Raw genomic sequence first — 17,108 nt, 5'->3', positions numbered from 1 at the left:
GATTTAGATTTGGAGGAAAATCGGATGATCCTGTGTTGTGGCGAAGCCCTGATCGACATGCTGCCGCGTGAATCGACCAAAGGCGAGGCAGCTTTCGCCCCTTATGCAGGCGGCGCGGTTTTCAACACCGCCATCGCGCTCGGACGTCTTGGCGTCCCATCCGCTTTCTTCTCCGGTATCGCCGATGACATGATGGGCGAAATCCTGAAGGAAACGTTGCGCGCCAGCAATGTCGATTACAGCCTCTGCGCCTTCTCCAACCGCCCATCCACCATCGCCTTCGTCAAGTTGGTCGACGGCCACGCGACCTATGCCTTCTATGATGAAGGCACTGCAGGCCGCATGCTGTCAGAAAAGGATCTGCCGAATCTGGGTGGCGAATGCGAAGCGATGCATTTCGGCGCGATCAGCCTGATCCCTGAGCCTTGCGGCAGCACCTATGAGGCGCTCCTGGTGCGCGAGCATGAAAAGCGGGTCATCTCGCTCGATCCCAATATCCGTCCGGGCTTCATTCAGGACAAGCAGAAGCACATGGACCGTATCAATCGCATGGCGGCGATGTCGGATATCGTGAAATTCTCGGATGAGGATCTGGCCTGGTTCGGCCTGAAGGGCGATGAAGACACACTCGCCCGCCACTGGCTGCACCACGGCGCAAAGCTCGTCGTCGTTACCCGTGGCGCGGAGGGCGCTGTCGGCTACACCAAGCAACTGCGCGTCGAAGTGCCGAGCGAACGCGTCGAGGTGGTCGACACCGTGGGTGCCGGCGACACCTTCGATGCCGGCATCCTGGCCTCCCTGAAACTCCAGGGCCTCCTCACCAAACCACAGGTCGCCTCACTCACCGAAGACCAGATTGCCAAGGCTCTGGCGCTCGGCGCCAAGGCTGCGGCGGTGACGGTATCGCGTGCAGGCGCCAATCCGCCATGGGCCAATGAGATCGGTCTTTAGTCTGGGCGTGAAGGGTTGAACACCATGCTGGTTCGGGCCGCTGAGAAGAGCGATGTGCCGGAGTTGCTCGACCTGTACCAGCATCTGTCACCGGGAGATGCATCTCCGGAGTTGGCGGATGCTGAACGAATTTTCGATCAGCTTTCAGCCTATTCCGGCAGCATGATCGCTCTCTGTGAGGTAGACGGCACAATCGCTGGATCATGTGTACTGGTGGTTGTCCCGAACCTCACGAGAGGTGGGCGGCCCTATGCTTTGATTGAGAACGTCGTGACACATCGCGACTTCAGACGGCGAGGCATCGGTCGACAGATTCTTGATTTTGCGGTGAATGCTGCGTGGCAGGCCGGTTGCTACAAAGTCATGCTGATGACGGATTCAACGAGGCCGGAAACGCATGCCTTCTATCGAAGCGCCGGGTTCGAGCCATCCAAGACAGGCTTTCAGAAGCGACAACTTGAAGCGAGACGAGAAGCCTGAAGCCAGTTGTTTGATGGATCGCATTAAACCCGGATCGCCGTTTCCTCTTTCGCCGTTTTGATCACCACCATTGTCACGAAGCGCGCCACGTTCGTCTGATCGCGAAATAGCCTGTCGCATAAGGCGTCGAACTCTTCCATGTCGGTGAGACGTAGCATCAGCATCACATCCATGTCGCCGGTAATCGCATAGGCATGCGTAACCGCGTCCTCGGTCCGGACGAGGTCGAGAAAGCGCCGCATGTGCTGCTCGCCATGCAGCTTCAATTCCACCGAAACCAGCGCCTTGATGCCGCGTCCGGCCTTTGCCGGGTTGAGAATGGCGACGACCCGGTCGATGATGCCTGTCTTATAAAGACGCTGCACCCGCCGCAGACAACTCGATGGCGAAAGTCCCACCTTATCGGCCATCTCCACATTGGTGAGCGAGGCGTCGCGTTGCATGATGTTGAGAATGCTGCGGTCGATACGGTCCATGACGCGATCATATGAGACCGATGCGAATTTGCAATAAAATTGCAGGAAGACGCAATCGTTGATCAAAAATGCGAAGTGCTTCGGTTTATTGCATTGGCGGTTCCCGAGGAGTTGCCAATGTCATTCTTTCAATCTCTGTTGCTGAAGTCCCGCGAAACGCTGGCAATCTACTGGCTGCTCGTCAAGATCACGGTGCCGATCTCGCTTTTGACAGAAGTGCTGTCGCGACTGGGCGTCGTCGAGGCCGTGGCACCCGCCTTCGGGCCGGTCATGAATGCCGTCGGCCTACAGCCTGAGCTCGGGCTCGCCTGGTTGACCGCGATGCTGGTCGGAATATGGGGTGCCGTGCCGCTACTCTTCACGCTCGTTCCGATGTCGGAACTCAGCACCGCGGATGTCACAGTGTTTTCTGCGCTTGTCCTCTTTGCTCATGGTCTGCCGCTGGAACAGAAGATCATCCAGAAGGCCGGACCCGGCATGGTGGCAACCACAATGCTGCGTATCCTGGGAGGTTTCATTTACGCCTTTATCCTGCATCGCCTCTTCCAGATGACGGGCTGGCTTTCCTACTCCGTCGCGCCCGCCTGGGTGCCGGGCGCAGCCACGCCTGACTGGTCCATCTATCTCTGGGGGCTGGCGGAAACGATGATCATGATGCTTGTCGTCCTTCTTCTTCTTTCATGGAGCCTTGAGGTCTTGAAGGTTACAGGCGTTCTCGGCGTAATGATGAAAGGCATAGAGCCATTGCTGCGACTGGCAGGCATTAAAGGAGAGGCGGGGCATCTGACAGCCATCGGTCTCTTCCTCGGAATTTCCTATGGCGCTGGTCTTCTGATCCGCGAAGCGCGATCTGGCATCATCGCACCGCGCCAGATATTCCTCTCCTGCGTTTTCATGGGCTTTGCCCACAGCATTATCGAGGACACGCTTTTGATGGTGTCTCTCGGAGCAGATATCTACAGCACCCTGATCGGGCGGGTAATCTTCGCGATCGGCGCAACGGCAGCGCTGGCATTGGTACTGGCGGCGATATCGGACCGGACTTTCTTCTCACGCTTGTTCAGAAGCCAGCCTGAAGGTGTCTAAAGAGGAACAAAATTCTCCCAATCCTCGACGAAGTGAAATCCGATTTGTTGAATTTCTAAGCATGATGCCGAATATAGGAGCAATTCTTTCCCTCGTGCGTTAGATGCCCACGCATCCCTCGCTTTTACGGATTTCAAAAATATGTCTGCTTCACTTTCCGCAAAACGGTCGCAGAAGCCGTTCTATGCGTCTTTCGGTTTCCAGGTTTTCGCCGCCATGGTGGTCGGTCTCGTTCTCGGTTACATCGCCCGGGAAATGGGCCCGACGGCAGCCGGGCCGAACTGGTTGGTGCAGGCGCTCTCCACCATAGGCTCGATCTTCGTGCAGCTGTTGCGCGCGCTCGTGCCGCTTTTGATCTTCACCGCGATTGTCGCCAGCATCGCCAATCTGCGTGAGTTGAACAATGCAGCACGCCTCGTCTGGCAGACGCTGCTTTGGTTCGCGATCACCGCGCTGATTGCTGTGCTCATCGGCATCACGCTCGGCCTCATCATTCAGCCCGGTCTCAACACGGGCGTGGAAGCGACTGCGGCCGCAGCGCCGTCGACTACGGGTTCGTGGCTGGATTTCTTGAAGGGTCTCATCCCTTCCAACATTCTGGGTTTGCAAGCCTCGACCAAAGTCACGCAGACGGGTGCCACCACCGGCCTGAACTTCAACGTTCTGCAAATTCTAGTCATTTCGATTGCGGTCGGCATTGCAGCCCTTCAGGTGGGTGAGAAGGCAGAGGCTTTCCTGTCCTTCAACCGCTCGCTGCTTGCCATCACCCGCAAGATGCTCTGGTGGGTCATCCGTTTGACACCGATCGGCACAATCGGCCTTCTCGGCAACGCGGTTGCGGTCTATGGCTGGGAGGCGCTCGCTTCGCTCGGCTGGTTCTCGGCGGCAATCTACATTGGGCTCGCCATCGTTCTTTTCATTGTCTATCCGGTGATCCTCGCGGCAAACGGTTTGAACCCGGTGCGCTTCTTCGCAGGCGCATGGCCTGCCATCCAGCTCGCCTTCGTGTCTCGTTCCTCCATCGGCACGTTGCCGGTGACGGAGCAGGTGACGGAGCGCAATCTTGGTGTGCCACGTGAATATTCCGCCTTCGCCGTGCCGCTCGGCGCCACGACAAAGATGGATGGCTGCGCTGCGATCTATCCAGCGATTTCGGCCATCTTTGTTGCGCAGTTCTACGGGGTGCCGCTCGGCATTCAGGAATATGTGCTGATCGTCTTCGTTTCCGTGCTCGGCTCGGCAGCAACGGCTGGACTGACGGGTGCAACGGTGATGCTCACGCTGACCCTCTCCACGCTCGGCCTGCCCCTACAAGGCGTCGGACTTCTGCTGGCGGTCGATCCGATCCTGGATATGGGCCGCACGGCGGTGAATGTGGCGGGGCAGGCGCTGATCCCGACCATCGTCGCCAAGCGACAAGGTATTCTCGATCAAGCAGCCTATGATCGTCAGGAAGGGATCGACGCACTCGATCCGGCGGCAACGCCTGCGGAATAGACCCGCTTCCGATCACGCGACAAGCCCGCCCTGCAATACAGCCGGCGGGCTTTGTTTTGAAGGTTAGGCATGGTGACTGATCGAGGAGGAAAGGGCGCTCGGCGGATGGCCGACGATGCGCTTGAAAGCGCGGCTGAAGGCGGCCTGCGAGCCATAGCCAAGCTTCTCCGCTGCCGTTTCGATCGGCATTCTCTCCTTGCCGATCCACTGCATGGCAAGGCGCATGCGCAGTTCGGTGAGGTAGCGCACCGGCGTCATGCCGGTCACCTCCAGAAACCGCTCAGCAAAGACCGAGCGGGACGCGCCCATGACCACTGCCAGTTCGGCGAGCGTCCAGTCGTGACCAGGTTTGTTATGGATGGCTAGGATCACCCGCCCGAGACGCGGGTCGCGAAGTGCCGCCACCCAGCCGGAAGAATCGCCGCAGCCGCATTCCACCCAGGCTCTTACGATAAAAGCAGCGACCACATCGGCTAGTCGTGCCAGAATCCCGGCGAAGCCAGCGCGGGCTTGACGGGTTTCACGCTCCATGGCTTCAAGCATCGGCAACAGTTCCGGATAGCGCGATGTCAGGGTGTTGACGAACATGACCTCCGGCATCAGTCCTGTGATAGGGTGCATCGCTCCAAGGTCGAACTCCATGCATCCGCTGAATACCAGCACGCGCTCCTCGGAAGGTACATCAGGTTCGCAGGTCTTGATTCCACTCACGGAGTTGCAGAGCGGCGCGGCATCCAGAGAGCGGATGTTCTGGCACGCAATGTCGGGGTCTGACAGCAGCGAATGAGCGCCCCCGCGCGGCAAAAGCACGGCATCGCCAGCATTCATCATGTGAAACGCGCCTGAAGGAGCACGAAGATACACCGGTCCGCAAGCCACGAAATGAAACTGCGCACGGCCTTCGACTTCACCGAAAGAAAAGCCGAAAGGGGCTGACGCCTCGATGCGACGATAATCAAGCCCCACGAGCCGCATACCCATCAACAACTCGCTGATGAGATCGGGGGCGGTACCACTTCCGGACTTTTGATCAAGCATAGCGGATTTTGTGGCATGGATCGTCCGAAGAGTCCAGCCTATGTTCTGCCATCCTCTCCTCCCAAAGGACAAACAGATGAACCCGACACCTCTTTCCAATCGCGCGACTGATGGTCCCGAAGCGCCCGCCTGGGGCGCCGTCATCTCCATGGCGCTCGGCGTTTTCGGCCTTGTCACCGCAGAGTTTCTGCCGGCGAGCCTTCTCACACCCATCGCCGCAGACCTCGGCATAACCGAGGGGGCCGCCGGTCAGGCGGTTACCGTCACTGCCATCGTCGGCATGGTGGCAAGCCTGTTGATCACCTCCGTGGCGCGCAACATCGATCGCCGCCACCTGATGATGATCTTCTCCTCATTTCTTGTCATCTCCAACCTGATGGTGGCGGTAGCGCCAGGCTTGGCGATGCTTCTGATCGGGCGGTTATTGCTCGGCGTGGCGCTCGGCGGCTTCTGGGCCATGTCGACGGCCATCGTCATCCGGCTGGTACCTGCGGCAAGCGTACCGCGCGCGCTCTCTATGATCTTCAGCGGCGTGTCTGGCGCGACCATCGTCGCTGCGCCCGTAGGCAGCTATCTCGGTGATCTCGCCGGCTGGCGCTTTGTCTTCTTGCTCACAGCACTCCTGGGAGTTGCCTCCCTCATCGCCCAGTTTTTGACGCTGCCGAAGCTCGCTCCCACCAGTAACGGTACCCTAAAGACGCTCGGTGTCGTCCTCGCAAGACCTGGTATTGCGCTTGGCCTCGTTGCTGCGACGCTGGTGTTTGGCGGTCACTTTGCCTTCTTCACTTATCTGCGTCCCTATCTGGAGGCCGATATTGGTGCCGGTATTGGTATGGTGTCGGCGCTGCTGCTGGGTTTCGGCCTTGCCAATTTCGTTGGCACGCTGGTTGCGGGATTGCTGATCAGCCGTAGCCTGAAACTGTCGCTTGCAGCTCTTCCGCTCCTTATGGCGCTCATGGCGGTGCTTCTTGTCACCACCGTACCTCCTTTACCGGTCGCCGCCGTGCTGGTCGCCCTCTGGGGCTTCCTCTTCGGTGCGGTACCAGTCTCTTGGTCCACCTGGCTTGCCCGCACTATCCCTGATGAAGCTGAAAGTGCGGGTGGTCTTCTCGTCGCCTCCATCCAGTTTGCCATCGGTATGGGTGCCGCAGTCGGAGGGATCATCTTCGATGTGAGTGGCGCCACCAGCGTCTTCGGCACAAGTGGGCTTGTGCTCGCACTGGCAGCCATCGGCATCATGGTCGGCGTCCGGTCAAGACCGGAGCCGCGCCTGGCATAGGCAAAGTCCAATAGATGACATGGAAAAAGCCGGGATCGACGTCCCGGCTTTTTCGTGACCAATGATGTTGTTTAAGCCGACGCCAGTCCCGCCAGCGCTTTGACCAACCCTTGGGTCGAGCTATCGTGATCGGCGGCGCTCTCCTTGCCCTCCACCACGGGCAGCAGGTTGGTTGCCAGTTCCTTGCCGAGTTCCACGCCCCACTGATCGAAGGAATTGATGCGGAAGAGTACGCCTTCGACGAAGACGCGGTGCTCATAGAGCGCAATCAGGCGTCCGAGTGCAAAGGGCGTCAGTTTGTCATAGACGAAGGTGATCGACGGGCGGTTGCCGGTGAAGACGCGGTGCGGCGCGATGAAGTCGGCCTTTTTGTCGTCCATGCCCTTGGAAGTCAGCTGCGCCTTGGCTTCTGCAAGCGTGCGGCCCTTCATCAGCGCTTCGGACTGCGCAAGGCAATTGGCGATCAGCAACTGATGCTGATGGCGCAGTTCCTTTTCGAAGCCATTGGCGGCGATCATGAATTCGGCGGGAATGATGCTCGTGCCCTGATGGATCAGCTGGTAAAAGGCATGCTGGCCATTGGTGCCGGGTTCGCCCCAGACGACCGGGCCGGACTGGCCGTCGACTGGTGTGCTGTCGATCGTCACACCCTTGCCGTTCGATTCCATATCCAGCTGCTGCAGGTATGCGGGGAAGCGCGACAGGCGCTGATCGTAGGGCAGGATGGCACGTGTCGAATAATTCAGCACGTTGCGATGATAAAAGCCGATGAGGCCGAGGAGCATGGGCAGGTTCTGGCGCAACGGCGCATCTCGGAAATGCTTGTCCATCGCATGCGCGCCGTCGAGGAACTCGCCGAACTTCTCCGGGCCAATGGCGATCATCAGCGGCAGGCCGATGGCGGACCAGATGGAGTAACGACCACCCACCCAGTCCCAAAAACCGAAAATCCGGTCGCTGTCGATGCCGAAAGCAGCGACCTTGTCGAGGGCGGTGGAAACGGCACAGAAGTGGTGCTTGACGGCATCCTCACCCAGCGCATCGGCGATGAACTTGCGAGCGGTCGCCGCATTCGTCATCGTCTCGATGGTGGTGAAGGTCTTGGAGGCGACGATGAAGAGCGAAGTTTCCGGGTCGATCAGCTTCAGCGTGTCGGCAATATGGGCGCCGTCGATGTTGGAAACGAAGTGGGAGCGCGGACCGTCGTGAAAAGGCGAAAGCGCAAGCGTCGCCATCACCGGGCCAAGGTCCGAGCCGCCGATGCCGATATTGATGACATCGGTGATCTTCTTGCCAGTTGCGCCCTTGAGCGAACCTGAACGAATGGCATCGGCAAACTTGCCCATGGCGGCCAGAACGTCATTCACGTCCGGCATCACATCCTTGCCGTCCACCAGCACTGGTGTGTTTGAACGATTGCGCAGAGCCGTGTGCAGCACGGCGCGACCTTCGGTGAAGTTGATCTCCTTGCCGGAGAACATCTCTTCGCGCTTCTCAGCTACGCCGCCTTCTGCGGCAAGCTTTTCCAGGAGCGTTAGAATGTCGTCATTCACAGCGCATTTGGAGTAGTCCATCAGAAGGTCGTCGAAGCGGGCGCTGAACCGTTCGAAGCGCTCACCATCAGCTGCAAAGGCGGCACGGATGTCCGTCGCGTTGGTGCTGGCGGCTGTGGATTTCAGGGTCTCGACGATGGCGTGCATGGAAAGCTCCTCATGCTCCGTGGAAGGATGAGGAAACTATTCTTTTTCATCGGGCCAAATCAAGGCATCATCGGCTAAATCGATTGAATTATTCCGAATGTCGCCAATCAGTTAGCCAGCTTTCTCAGTTCGCGACGCAGGATCTTGCCGACATTGGTCTTCGGCATTTCCGCAATGAACTCTATATGCTTGGGGCGCTTGTAGTTGGTCAGCCCCTCAGCGCAGAAAGCTTTCAGTTCCGCGGCTGTCAAAGCCTCGTCCTTTTTGACCACATAGAGCTTGACCGCTTCGCCCGAATGCTCGTCGGGAATGCCGACAGCGGCGCATTCCTGTACACCCGGATGGGCAGCAGCAACTTCCTCGATTTCGTTCGGATAGACGTTGAAGCCGGAAACCAGGATCATGTCCTTCTTGCGGTCGACGATCTTGGTAAATCCGCGTTCATCCATCACGCCCATATCGCCGGAGCGGAAGAAGCCGTCCGGGTTCATCACTTTGGCGGTTTCGTCCGGGCGCTGCCAGTAACCGGCCATCACCTGCGGGCCGCGGATGCAGATTTCACCGACGTCGCCGATCGGCAGGCTGTTGCCGTCATCGTCGCGGATATCGATATCCGTGGAGGGAACAGGAAGACCAATGGTGCCGCTGAAGCCGTTCTGGTCGAGGCAGTTCACTGTCGCAACAGGTGATGTTTCCGAAAGCCCATAGCCTTCGCTGATCGCCGTGCCGGTAATCGAGAACCAACGTTCGGCGACCGGGCGCTGCACGGCCATGCCGCCGCCGAGCACCAGAACCAGCGAGGAAAAGTCCAGCTTGCGGAAATCCTCATTGTTCATCAGTGCATTGAACAGCGTGTTGATGCCGGGGAAGACATGGGCCTTGTAGCCCGACAATTCCTTGACGAAGCCGGGGATATCGCGCGGATTGGCGATCAGCAGATTGTGGCCGCCAAGCGCAATACCCATCAGCGAGTTCACCGTCAGCGCAAAGATATGATAGAGCGGCAATGCACAGACGAAGTTCAAGACTTCCGGGCGGTTCTTGCGGGCAAAGACCGGCTCCATCCAAAGCGCGATCTGCGCCTTGTTAGCCAGAAGATTGGCGTGAGTGAGAACCGCGCCCTTGGAAATGCCAGTTGTGCCGCCGGTATATTGCAGAAAGGCGATATCGTTGCGAGTCAACTCTACAGGCTTTAGGGAGGTGTTTCGCGCCTGTTTCAGTACGCTCTTGTAGGTGATGGCCTGGGGAAGGGCAAAGGCGGGAACGAGCTTCTTGACCTTGCGCACCACGAGATTGACGATATGGCCCTTGAAGCCAAGGAGATCGCCCATCGTGGCGACGATCACGTGCTTCACATCGGTCTTAGGCAGCGCCTGCTGAACGACGTGCGCGAAGTTCTCCAGAACGAACAGTGCTTTCGCGCCGGAATCCTTCAACTGATGTTCAAGCTCACGAGGGGTGTAGAGTGGGTTGACGTTCACCACTGTCAGACCCGCGCGCAAGATCGCGTAGGTGGCAACGGGGTTCTGCAGAATATTCGGCATCATCACCGCGACACGGTCACCCTTTTGCAGGCCGATGCTTTGCAGCCAGCCCCCAATGGCGCGCGTTTGCTCCTCAAGTTCGCGATAGGTGATGGATTTTCCCATGCTGGAAAAAGCCTTGCGATCTGCAAACTGCGTGCAGCTTCTCTCCAGGAGTTCGGCAAGCGAGGCGTAGCCCAGATCAGGCAGTTCCGCCGGTACGCCCTTCGGATAGGATTCAAGCCAAGGGCGCTGCACAGCACGCGGCTCCTGACGAATCGCACTCATATCGCTCATTGCTTTCCTCCCATGCTGCTTCCAGCAACCGTCCTCGGCATCCTGATCTTTCTGAGGGTCCTCATCCACCAGAATGTCCGCCGACTTGCGTCGCAAGAGTAGATGACGCTCCCGAGATCATCCACTCACATCAGCGTATTTAACTTTAACGTAAACGTCAACTGTTGCGCGGGATGGATTGCGTGCCCCAAAACTTGCTTTTTGAGTTTAATCCTGATTTGAACAATCAACAAACCGGCAGCGATGATGGATGTTTTGAATGAAAGAGGTTGCAGCGCTACAGTTGAACAGAATCGGCAAGACCTTTGGTGGACTTGCGGTTCTCGCTGGCATCGATCTTTCAGTTTCCAAGGGAGAGATCATCTGCCTCGTGGGCCGCTCCGGTTGCGGGAAGTCAACGCTGCTTCGCATTATCGCCGGGGTCGAAACGCCCGATGCGGGGACTGTGCGGATGAACGGAACAGAGATCGCTGGTCCTGCCGTTTTCGTCGAGCCGGAGAAGCGCCGCATCGGTTTCGTGTTTCAGGATTATGCGCTCTTTCCACATCTGACTGTCGAGCAGAATGTCGTCTTCGGGCTGAAGGGTTGGGCGCGGCAGGAAGCGCGCGCGCGCACTGCGGAAATGCTTGAGCACGTCCGGCTTTCCCACCTCGCGGATCGCTATCCGCACACCCTGTCCGGAGGCGAGCAGCAACGCGTGGCTCTCGCTCGCGCCTTGGCTCCCAAGCCAGACATTCTGCTGATGGACGAGCCATTTTCCAACCTCGATCGCGGCCTGCGCGACAGCGTGCGTGAAGAAACGATCGATCTCCTGCGCGCGCTTCGGACAACCGCAATCATGGTCACGCATGACCCGGAGGAGGCTCTGTCGGCCGGAGACAGGGTCGTCCTGATGCAGTCGGGCCACATTGTGCAGTCAGGAACCGGTTACGATCTGCATGATCGTCCCACCAGCCGTTATGCGGCCGATTTCTTCTGTGCTTTCAACAAGGTGGAGGGCAAGGTCAGGAACGGCCACGTGGAAACGCCGATCGGCAATTTTGCCCATGGAGGAACGCTTGAGGAAGGGGCTGCGGCCTTGGTCTATGTTCGTCCAGCGGAGATTGAGCTTGATCCTGTCAGTAGCCCAACCGCAGGCACATCATTGCGTGGTGAAGTGTCCGGTCGCATGTTCATGGGCGAGATCGAGCAATTGTCTGTCAGCGTTGCAGGTCTGTCTGCCGATCTTCGGGTCCGCAGCATGAAGCGGACGCCGATCGATGTGAAAGACGTGCATCTCTCGATTGACCCCGGGCGCGTACTGATATTTACCAAAGGTTGAATTATCTGAAAAACGCCTTCGAATGACGCCCATTTTCAACTCGAGGTGATTGTTTTGCTCAGTTTGGCACTCGAAATAACTTGATTTTAATTGTCATGTATGATCAATCCCATTCCGACATCATTGGAGTCTGAAGGGGATTAATGTGACCTATTTCAATACCAAAAAGATTGCACTGCTGGCGGGCGTAGCCGGAGCGGTTTTCGCGGGCGCTGCCAACGCAGCAGAGATCAACATCTACACCACGCGCGAGCCGGCGCTGGTCCAGCCATTGCTGGATGCCTTCACCAAGGAAAGCGGCGTGAAGGTCAATACCGTGTTCATGAAGGACGGTCTGGCGGAACGCGTCTTGAGCGAAGGCGCAAGCTCTCCAGCTGATATCCTGATGACCGTCGATGCCGGCAACCTCGTCGATCTCGTGGAAAAGGGCGTAACCCAGCCGGTCGAATCGGACGTGCTGACGAAGTCCGTCCCGGCCGAACTGCGCGATGCCAAGGGCAACTGGTTCGCACTCTCCATGCGCGCGCGCGTTCTCTACGCCGCCAAGGATCTTGATCTGAAGAGCTTCAACTATGAAGATCTGGCTGATTCCAAATGGAAGGGCAAAGTCTGCATTCGCTCCGGTCAACACCCGTACAACACCGCCCTTTTTGCAGATTACATCGCCCATCACGGCGCTGAGAAGACCGAAGCTTGGCTGAAGGGCGTCAAGGACAACCTCGCTCGCAAGGCTGGTGGCGGCGATCGGGATGTGGCCAAGGACATTCTCGGCGGCATTTGCGATATCGGTCTGGCAAACTCCTACTATGTCGGCCTGATGCGTTCGGGCAAAGGCGGTGAGGAGCAGGTCAAGTGGGGTGAGGCAATCAAGGTCATTCTGCCAACCTTCAAGGATGGCGGCACGCAGGTTAACATCTCCGGTGCTGCGGTTGCCAAGAATGCTCCGAATAAGACCGAAGCCGTGAAACTTCTCGAGTACCTTGTCTCTGACGAAGCCCAGAAGATCTACGCCGAAGCCAACTTCGAATATCCGGTCAAGCCGGGCGCCGCATTGAACGATGTCGTCGCATCGTTCGGCACATTGAAAATCGATAACAAGCCGCTAGCGGAAATCGTGTCGTATCGTAAACAGGCGAGCGAACTGGTCGATAAGGTTGGCTTCGACAACTAAGCCTTGGGAATTGCGTCCCCGCTTTAACGACGATCACTGGACCTCGTCGTCGCCATAGTCGGGCTTGACCGGGGATTGGCGAGAGGAACGTGCAAAAGCTCAGGCGCCCGCTTCATGCGGGCGCCTTCACCGTTTCCAGCATTACAGCGTTTCTGTACGACAAGGCTTGGACATACGCATGGTTTCTGAGACAACCAGCCACATACCGATGAAAGCGAGGCCGCGGTTCCATGCGAATGTCTGGTGGCTGATTGCATCGGCCTTCGTCGCATGCCTTGCCCTTCTGCCGGTTGCTGCTCTGCTGCTGGAGGCGGTGCAAGGATCGAGCGGTGTCTTCGTGCATCTTCGCGATACCGTACTGGCAACAGCGCTTCCGGAAACGCTGATCCTGCTTCTTGGCGTCGGCATTCTGGCCGGTTTACTCGGCACGGCATCGGCCTGGCTCGTGGCGGCGCATGATTTTCCTGGACGCGGCATTCTCGAATGGGCTCTCCTCCTGCCGCTTGCCATGCCGACCTACATCATGGCCTATGCCTATCTGGATCTTCTGCACCCGCTCGGGCCGGTACAGGGCGCGCTACGTTGGTTGCTCGGCTACTCCAGCCCGCGCGAATTTCGTCTTCCCGACATCCGCTCCATGCCGGGCTGTATCCTTCTCCTCGGTTTCGTACTCTATCCCTATGTCTATATTCCCGTGCGGGCCATGTTTCTCACCCAGGCCGGCAATCTGCTCGAGGCAGCCAGGCTCCTCGGCACCTCTCGCAGGTCGCTCTTCCTGCGTGTGGCCGTGCCCATGTCGCGCCCCGCCATTGCTGTCGGTGTCAGCCTGACGCTGATGGAGGCGCTGAACGATATAGGGGCGTCGGAATTTCTGGGGGTCCGCACCCTGACGGTATCGATCTACACGACATGGGTGACGAAATCCGATCTGCCGGGTGCGGCTCAAATCGCGCTCTCAATGCTGGTACTGGTGGTGGCGCTGGTGGCGCTGGAGCGCTGGGCGCGGCGCAGGCAACGCTATTCTCTCTCCGCTCAGAAAAGTCGCGTCTTGGAGCCGTTTCGCATCAAGGGTGCCTGGGGCTGGGTCGCTTTCGCTCTTGGCAGCCTTCCGATTCTCATCGGGTTTGCTGGCCCAGCGATTTATCTCGTCACTGAGGCCTGGAAGCGTTACCAGTTCAGCGGCCTGTCGGCGCGCTTCATGTCCGAGGCTGTAAACACCGTTGTCTTCTCAAGTTTCGCAACCATGGTCACTCTCCTCCTGGGGCTTGTGGTCGCTTACGCGCTGCGCATTATCCCAGGCCGAACGTCACTTTGGTGCTTCAGGCTTGCGACTGTCGGCTACGCCGCACCCGGGACTGTGATCGCCATTGGCATGCTGATTGCCCTTGGCGGCTTCGACAGGTTTGTTGACCAGACAATGCGGAACTGGTTCGGCTTTTCCACCGGCCTTCTTCTGATCGGAAGCGGCGCGGCTTTGATCTTTGCCTATAGCGCCAGGTTTTTGACGATTGCGGCAGGCGGCATCGATGCCGGTCTGAGCCGTATACCGCTCACCTTCGATCACGCGGCCCGGACGCTCGGTCGCCCACCGGGCGCGACCTTCCGCCATGTGCATCTGCCTTTGTCGAAGGCGGCACTGGCGGCAGCGGGGCTGCTTGTCTTCGTCGATTGCGTCAAGGAATTGCCGGCAACGCTGCTTCTGCGCCCCTTGAACTTCGAAACCTTTTCCACCCAGCTTTACGGCGAGGCGGCAAGAGGGACCTATGAGGAGGCATCGATTGCCGCCTTGGCCATCGTGGTTATCGGCATCCTGCCAGTCATCCTGCTGGCGCGCGTGGGTAAGCAGAGAGCAACACCGCGCTAAAGCATGGTCCACGCAAAACTCACAAAATGCGGTATATCGGGGACTAAAGGGTAGGAAGTGGCCTGAAAGATCGTGATGCGCTCTGTGTATTCTCCTCCATCCGCTTCTTCATCCTTCCGTGAAGGACGGAACGATTTGTGCGTTAGTGCGGTTAGATCACCATGACGCAGCAAAGAGAGGAGATGCATCATGCTACACAACGAACCCCGCGCCGGACAGGACCCTTACGTCAAGGATACGCCAGCTTTTATCGCCAGCGATAAAGTGGAAGGTACGAACGTCTACGGCGCAGACGGCAAGAAGATCGGTTCCATTGAGCGTATCATCCTGGAGAAACGTGGAGGCCGCGTTGCATATGCCGTTCTGAGTTTTGGCGGTTTCCTCGGCATTGGTGACGAGTACTATCCACTTCCATGGGAAAAGCTGCATTACGACGAAGAACTGGATGGCTACCGCGTCGATCTCACCAAGGAGCAGATCGAAAACGCGCCGCGTTTCGCCGAGCGCGAAGACGACAGCTGGTATGGTCGCGACGATCGCAAGGTCTACGACTATTACGGTGTGCCGCCATACTGGATGTAAAACTTCCATACTGAATTAGGCCCCGCGAGGGGCCTTTTTCTTATGGTGCTCAAGTTGTATCGTCGTATCCAGAAGGCATAAAAAAAGGCCGCTTAGTGCGGCCTTCCCTTCTTGGCTTCGGACACAGCGTCCTCAAAACAACGACGCGCTTCCTCGGGTGTCTTTCGTCCATCTAGCGCTGCACGGCACGCACTTCGCGCCCGGACGAAAGTCAATCCTCTGGTATGCGGCCAATTCTCGGTCAGCAATGTCAGTGCATCGAAGGGGCCGAAAATCACATTCCGGCTATTCGTGTCGAAGATTACCTCGACAGGCTCCGTCCATACGGTCTGCTTCATTGAACACCTCCCTAACAATCAAGGCAGATCATGCATCGCCTCGCTCCCGTTAATGAGATTATTCCCAACCACGGAACATTTCAATCGTGCTGTCGATCTTACCGGAGGCCGAAAAAGGACAGGATTGCCAAGACGATGACGACCAGGCCGACGATGTAGATGATCTGATTCATGCTTATGCCTCCACTGGTAGCCGGGGCAACCCGGCTATTGAACTCTAACCATAACGTGAGGGGCAACTTCAGGTTCCCAGCAAAGGCCTATTTTCGGTTGTGCGACGCTTAAGCTCTATCGCTGAAGCGTGAACTGGACGACGTCGATACGGCCGCTTCTGAAACCGGCAGCACAGTAGTGCAGGTAATATTGCCACATGCGGCGGAAACGCTCGTCGAACCCCATTGGTTCGATCCGCTCCCAGTTGCCGATAAAGGCGCGGTCCCAGAGCATCAGCGTCCGGTCGTAATCCTGCCCGAAGCGGAATTCATCGGTAACGGCGATGCTCTCATGTGCTGCTGCATCCCGGAATGCGGTAATGGATGGCAGCATGCCGCCGGGGAAGATGTAGGTCTGGATGAAATCGGCATTGCGCCGGTATTGCTCGAAATAGGCTTCATCGATGGTGATGACCTGGACCACCGCCTTGCCCCCCGGGGCTAGCAACTCTCGAACACGCTTGAAATACACAGGCCAGTTTTCTTCGCCCACCGCCTCGAACATCTCGATGGAGACGATCTTGGAATAGCGGCCCTGGCAGTCTCGGTAATCTTCCAGGCGAATGTCGCTGCGCTCGGACAAACCTGCCTTCGCGAGGCGGCTGCGGGCGTAGCTCGCCTGTTCTTGAGACAGCGTCAGGCCGGTAACGCGGCAGCCGGTTTTGGCCATAGCATATTCGGCGAACCCGCCCCAGCCGCAGCCGATTTCCAAGATGTGATCGTCGGGACCGATTTGCAGTTCTTCTACAATGCGATCGTATTTAGCATTTTGCGCCTCGGCCAGCGTCTGAGCAGGGTTGTTGAACAGCGCAGAGGAGTAGGTCATCGTTTCGTCAAGCCATGTGCGGTAGAAACGATTGCCGAGGTCATAGTGGAAAGCAATGTTGCGGCGGCTCCCCGACTTTGAGTTGCGGCGCAGACGATGACGCAGATAGTCTATCGTTGCTGAGAGCCGCGTTGGCTCGGAAAGCGAGAGCCAGTTGTGCTCGTTGGCAAGCGCAAGCTCCAGCAACGAGGAAATGTCCGGGCTGTCCCAGTCGCCATCCATGTAAGCACGTGCAAAGCCCATATTTCCGCCTGTCAGAAGGCGGCGGAAAAGCCGTCCTCGGTTCAGCGAAATGACGCCATGAGGCCCCGGCTCCTTACCTTTCAGCACGTATTCATGACCGCCGGGAAAAACCAGCGTCAGACGTCCGTGCGTCAGCCCGCTGAGTTTACGGCAGATCATTCTTTGCCACAGTGGGGCTGCGTGAGGGTGAAACGGGCGCGTTTCCTGCTCAGCGTGGCTCATCG

The 17,108-nt window shown here is 58.0% G+C and carries 15 protein-coding genes; 9 read left to right on the top strand and 6 right to left on the bottom strand.

The features are described 5' to 3' along the window. Window positions 1-24 precede the first annotated feature (24 nt). Complete coding sequence (locus ACQZ5M_RS06420; protein WP_296035374.1) at window positions 25-951, top strand: carbohydrate kinase family protein; 927 nt, start codon at window positions 25-27, stop codon at window positions 949-951. A gap of 24 nt (window positions 952-975) precedes the next feature. Next, on the top strand, window positions 976-1,431 hold the full coding sequence (locus ACQZ5M_RS06415; protein ID WP_449079279.1) for an N-acetyltransferase family protein: 456 nt from the start codon (window positions 976-978) through the stop codon (window positions 1,429-1,431). A gap of 23 nt (window positions 1,432-1,454) precedes the next feature. On the opposite strand, the gene ACQZ5M_RS06410 is transcribed toward ACQZ5M_RS06415, so the two are convergent. Then, on the bottom strand, window positions 1,455-1,907 hold the full coding sequence (locus tag ACQZ5M_RS06410; protein WP_296035369.1) for an Lrp/AsnC family transcriptional regulator: 453 nt from the start codon (window positions 1,905-1,907) through the stop codon (window positions 1,455-1,457). Between the two features lie 117 nt (window positions 1,908-2,024). On the opposite strand from ACQZ5M_RS06410, the gene ACQZ5M_RS06405 reads away from it, so the two are divergent. Both ACQZ5M_RS06405 and ACQZ5M_RS06400 read left to right on the top strand, forming a co-directional pair. Continuing rightward, a complete protein-coding gene (locus tag ACQZ5M_RS06405; RefSeq protein WP_449079278.1) occupies window positions 2,025-2,993 on the top strand; it encodes a nucleoside recognition domain-containing protein in 969 nt (322 codons plus the stop codon). 141 nt (window positions 2,994-3,134) lie between these two features. Continuing rightward, a complete protein-coding gene (locus ACQZ5M_RS06400; protein ID WP_296101516.1) occupies window positions 3,135-4,490 on the top strand; it encodes a dicarboxylate/amino acid:cation symporter in 1,356 nt (451 codons plus the stop codon). A 63-nt stretch (window positions 4,491-4,553) separates the two neighbouring features. On the opposite strand, the gene ACQZ5M_RS06395 is transcribed toward ACQZ5M_RS06400, so the two are convergent. Further along, window positions 4,554-5,528, bottom strand: coding sequence for an AraC family transcriptional regulator (locus ACQZ5M_RS06395; RefSeq protein WP_449079277.1), 975 nt, complete (start codon window positions 5,526-5,528; stop codon window positions 4,554-4,556). A gap of 76 nt (window positions 5,529-5,604) precedes the next feature. Here ACQZ5M_RS06395 and ACQZ5M_RS06390 point away from each other — a divergent pair, with 76 nt between their 5' ends. Then, entirely contained in the window at window positions 5,605-6,807 is a 1,203-nt protein-coding gene (locus ACQZ5M_RS06390; RefSeq protein ID WP_449079276.1) for an MFS transporter, read from the top strand. Between the two features lie 71 nt (window positions 6,808-6,878). Here ACQZ5M_RS06390 and pgi read toward each other — a convergent pair whose 3' ends face one another. After that, the gene (pgi, locus tag ACQZ5M_RS06385; protein ID WP_449079275.1) at window positions 6,879-8,507 is read right to left on the bottom strand and encodes a glucose-6-phosphate isomerase; all 1,629 of its coding nucleotides are present in this window, start codon (window positions 8,505-8,507) and stop codon (window positions 6,879-6,881) included. Between the two features lie 107 nt (window positions 8,508-8,614). Continuing rightward, on the bottom strand, window positions 8,615-10,318 hold the full coding sequence (locus tag ACQZ5M_RS06380; protein ID WP_296075457.1) for a long-chain fatty acid--CoA ligase: 1,704 nt from the start codon (window positions 10,316-10,318) through the stop codon (window positions 8,615-8,617). A 268-nt stretch (window positions 10,319-10,586) separates the two neighbouring features. Here ACQZ5M_RS06380 and ACQZ5M_RS06375 point away from each other — a divergent pair, with 268 nt between their 5' ends. The 4 genes from ACQZ5M_RS06375 (at window position 10,587) to ACQZ5M_RS06360 (ending at window position 15,265) form a co-directional block, all read left to right on the top strand. Beyond that, window positions 10,587-11,648, top strand: a complete 1,062-nt coding sequence (locus ACQZ5M_RS06375) for an ABC transporter ATP-binding protein (protein ID WP_296021473.1) — start codon at window positions 10,587-10,589, stop codon at window positions 11,646-11,648. 145 nt (window positions 11,649-11,793) lie between these two features. Further along, window positions 11,794-12,819, top strand: coding sequence for a Fe(3+) ABC transporter substrate-binding protein (locus ACQZ5M_RS06370; protein ID WP_296075434.1), 1,026 nt, complete (start codon window positions 11,794-11,796; stop codon window positions 12,817-12,819). Window positions 12,820-12,997: 178 nt separating this feature from the next. Further along, the gene (locus ACQZ5M_RS06365) at window positions 12,998-14,683 is read left to right on the top strand and encodes an ABC transporter permease (RefSeq protein ID WP_449079274.1); all 1,686 of its coding nucleotides are present in this window, start codon (window positions 12,998-13,000) and stop codon (window positions 14,681-14,683) included. 189 nt (window positions 14,684-14,872) lie between these two features. Continuing rightward, window positions 14,873-15,265, top strand: a complete 393-nt coding sequence (locus ACQZ5M_RS06360; RefSeq protein WP_296016954.1) for a PRC-barrel domain-containing protein — start codon at window positions 14,873-14,875, stop codon at window positions 15,263-15,265. A gap of 92 nt (window positions 15,266-15,357) precedes the next feature. Here the strand turns inward: ACQZ5M_RS06360 and ACQZ5M_RS06355 are convergent, their stop codons facing one another. Then, complete coding sequence (locus tag ACQZ5M_RS06355; RefSeq protein WP_449079273.1) at window positions 15,358-15,603, bottom strand: DUF982 domain-containing protein; 246 nt, start codon at window positions 15,601-15,603, stop codon at window positions 15,358-15,360. A gap of 288 nt (window positions 15,604-15,891) precedes the next feature. Further along, window positions 15,892-17,106, bottom strand: a complete 1,215-nt coding sequence (locus ACQZ5M_RS06350) for an SAM-dependent methyltransferase (RefSeq protein WP_296075431.1) — start codon at window positions 17,104-17,106, stop codon at window positions 15,892-15,894. Window positions 17,107-17,108 lie beyond the last annotated feature (2 nt).

Source organism: Rhizobium sp. 22-785-1, assembly GCF_053521965.1.
The sequence above is the reverse complement of the archived record's forward strand: the minus strand, read 5'-3'. Positions and strand labels throughout refer to the sequence as shown.